This window comes from Citrobacter sp. wls613 (assembly GCF_005281195.1).
In the GTDB taxonomy this organism is placed as follows: domain Bacteria; phylum Pseudomonadota; class Gammaproteobacteria; order Enterobacterales; family Enterobacteriaceae; genus Citrobacter; species Citrobacter gillenii.
This window is the reverse complement of the sequence record NZ_SZXN01000072.1, coordinates 20,788-21,351: the sequence shown is the minus strand read 5'-3', so window position 1 is coordinate 21,351 and position 564 is coordinate 20,788. Positions and strand designations below refer to the sequence as shown.

Below are 564 nucleotides of genomic sequence, written 5' to 3'. Positions count from 1 at the left end.
CGCCGGACCGCTTCGTCCGGCGCGGGCTCTTCATCACCGCCTGCATTGCCGCGCTCATGCTGCTGTGGCAGTTTCTGCCCGCCATCGAGGCATGGTTCAGTCCGCGCGAGGCAGCAGAACGCACCGTGATGGCGCGTGGCGATCTGGCGGCGGACGAGAAAACCACCATCGAACTGTTCGAAAAATCGCGCGCCTCGGTGGTCTACATCACCACCGCGCAATTAGTACGCGATGTCTGGACGCGCAACGTGTTCTCCGTGCCGCGCGGCACTGGCTCGGGCTTCATCTGGGACGACGCCGGCCACGTCGTCACCAACTTCCACGTCATCCAGGGCGCGTCCGAAGCCACCGTCAAACTGGCCGACGGCCGCGACTACCAGGCCGCGCTGGTGGGGACGAGCCCCGCGCACGACATCGCCGTGCTCAAGATCGGCGTCGGTTTCAAGCGCCCGCCGGCCGTGCCGGTCGGCACCAGTGCCGACCTCAAGGTGGGTCAGAAGGTGTTCGCTATCGGCAACCCCTTCGGCCTGGACTGGACGCTCACCACTGGTATCGTCTCCGCGC

1 protein-coding gene is annotated in these 564 nt (G+C 66.5%); it reads left to right on the top strand.

Annotated features, from left to right (window positions below; translation table 11 throughout):
* Positions 1–564, top strand: a 564-nt coding sequence (locus tag FDX01_RS23950; protein ID WP_249361011.1) for a trypsin-like peptidase domain-containing protein, incomplete at both ends; no start/stop codon positions are given.